Source organism: Pseudonocardia sp. Ae150A_Ps1 (assembly GCF_001932315.1).
GTDB lineage: Bacteria > Actinomycetota > Actinomycetes > Mycobacteriales > Pseudonocardiaceae > Pseudonocardia.
In genome coordinates, this window is the sequence record NZ_MCIJ01000001.1 from 1,847,363 (window position 1) to 1,849,529 (window position 2,167).

1 protein-coding gene and 2 pseudogenes are annotated in these 2,167 nt (G+C 71.6%); 2 read left to right on the forward strand and 1 reads right to left on the reverse strand.

The features are described from left to right. Positions 1 to 183 (forward strand): annotated as a pseudogene (locus Ae150APs1_RS31955) (IS3 family transposase); the annotation flags it as partial. A gap of 12 nt (positions 184 to 195) precedes the next feature. Beyond that, positions 196 to 672 (forward strand): annotated as a pseudogene (locus Ae150APs1_RS08315) (DDE-type integrase/transposase/recombinase); the annotation flags it as partial. A gap of 129 nt (positions 673 to 801) precedes the next feature. Here the strand turns inward: Ae150APs1_RS08315 and Ae150APs1_RS08320 are convergent. Beyond that, positions 802 to 2,167, reverse strand: a 1,366-nt coding sequence (locus Ae150APs1_RS08320) for an MFS transporter (RefSeq protein ID WP_075301848.1), incomplete at its 5' end; no start/stop codon positions are given.

Genomic DNA, 2,167 nt, shown 5'->3' on the forward strand with positions numbered 1-2,167 from the left:
GTCGCGCGGTGCACCGTCGGCCGGCTCATGAAAGCCGCAGGCCTGCGCGGTGTCCGGCGGCAGCGGGTGCCGCGGACCACCATCCGTGCCGACAGCCCCGACCTGCGCCCGGACCTGGTCGAGCGCGACTTCACCGCGACGGCCCCGAACCGGTTGTGGGTCGCCGACATCACCTACATCTAGACGCATTCCGGTTGGGTGTATGCCTCGTTCGTCTTGGACGCGTTCTCCCGGAGGATCGTGGGTTGGCAGCTGTCACGTCATCTCTACACCGATCTCGCCCTAGACGCACTCAACATGGGGATCTGGATCAGGGAACGCAGCGGTGCAGATCTGTCGCGGTTAACGCATCATTCGGACCGCGGTGTCCAATACGTTGCCATTCGCTACACTGAGCGGCTCGGCGAAGCTGGTGTCGTCGCTTCCGTCGGGTCGGTCGGCGATTCCTATGATAACGCGATGGCGGAGGCATTCAACTCGTTGTTCAAGGCCGAATTGATCCGCAACAAGGGGCCGTGGGCGGGGATCAGCGACCTTGAACTCGCGGTCGCCGAGTACGTCGACTGGTACAACCACCGCCGACTACACGGCGAACTCGGCTTCGTCCCGCCGGTCGAGTACGAGATCCATAACGCCACCACCACGACCGCCCGGCAGCCCGCCGGAGCATGAGAACTCAGCCTCTACCAAACCCGGCACTTGACACTGCCCTGCCCTGCCCTGATCACGGATCGGGCAGCATCGTGGCCGGATATGACCGCTTCGCTTCCCGATCCGTGATCATCGGTAGTGCGCCGAGGGTCAGCGGCCAGGCTCGGTCTGCAGCGCGTCACCGGGGCCCGCGGCCGGGGCCGCCGGGGCGGCCGGAGCGGCCGGGGTAGGCGGAGCGGCCGCGGTAGCCGGCGCGGCCGCGGTAGCCGGCGCGGCCGGGGTAGCCGGCGCGACGGGGGTGGCGCGATCCCCTGGGTCCCCTGGCTTCCCCGGCTCCCTGGGGTCGTCGGTGCTCCGGCGCGCGGCGGGGATCGCCAGGGTGAGCAGCGCGCCCAGCACCGCCAGCCCCGCCAGCAGGTAGAAGATCGAGTCCAGGGCCGCCCCGGACGCCACCAGAGCGCCGCCGACGAGCGGCCCGCCGATCCCGCCGAGCCGTCCGAACCCCGCGACCCAGGCGACGCCCGCGCTGCGCACCGGCGTCGGGTAGTGCGTCGACGCGAAGCCGAAGATCAGGATCTGGGTGCCGCTGGTGCCGAGCCCGACGACCGCGACGAACGCCAGCAGCAGGCCGATCGGCAGCTCCAGGGTGAGCAGGGCGATCGACAGGGCACCGAGCGCGAAGCTGGCGGCGACGACCCGGCGCGGGCCGAACCGGTCGGAGATCCGGCTGGCCGCCAGCGCACCGAGCACGGCACCGCCGTTGAGCACCAGCAGGAAGCTCAGGGAGCCGTTCGCCGAGAACCCGGCACGGCCCATCAGCTCCGGCAGCCAGGTGTTGAGCGCGTAGACCAGGAGCAGGCCGGCGGCGCTGACGAACCCGAACAGCAGCGTCGGCGTCAGGTGCGGGGTGCGGAACAGCCCGGCGAAACCGGCCCGTCCGGCGGGAGCGGCGACCGGGGCAGCGGCACGGGTGAGCTCCGGTACCGCGACACCGGTGCGGTCGGCGACCGCGCGCGCCTCCTCGATCCGGCCGCGGCTGACCAGCCACGACGGGGACTCCGGCATCCGGGCGACCGCCACCGGCAGGACCAACACGAGCGGCAGCGCGCCGATCAGGAACATGCCGGGCCACCCGACGAGCGGCAGCAGCAGGATCGCCAGCAGCGCCGCGAGCAGGCTGCCCAGCGGCACGCCGCAGTAGGCGATCGCGGTGCACAGGTTCTTCCTGCCGGGTGGCGCGAACTCGGCGACGAGGGCACCGGTCGTCGCCACCAGCGCGCCGACCCCGATGCCGGTCAGGAAGCGCAGCGCACCGAACGCGGCCGTCGTCGTCGTGAACGCGGTCGCGGCCATGCCGACCGAGAACCAGACGTAGGAGGTCAGCATGACCTTCCGGCGGCCGACCAGGTCGGCGACCGACCCGGCGATCAGCGCCCCGACCAGGACGCCGACCAGCGCGTAGCTGCCGAGCGCACCGGCGGTGCCCGCGTCGACCGGTCTGATCAGCGACGGGTCG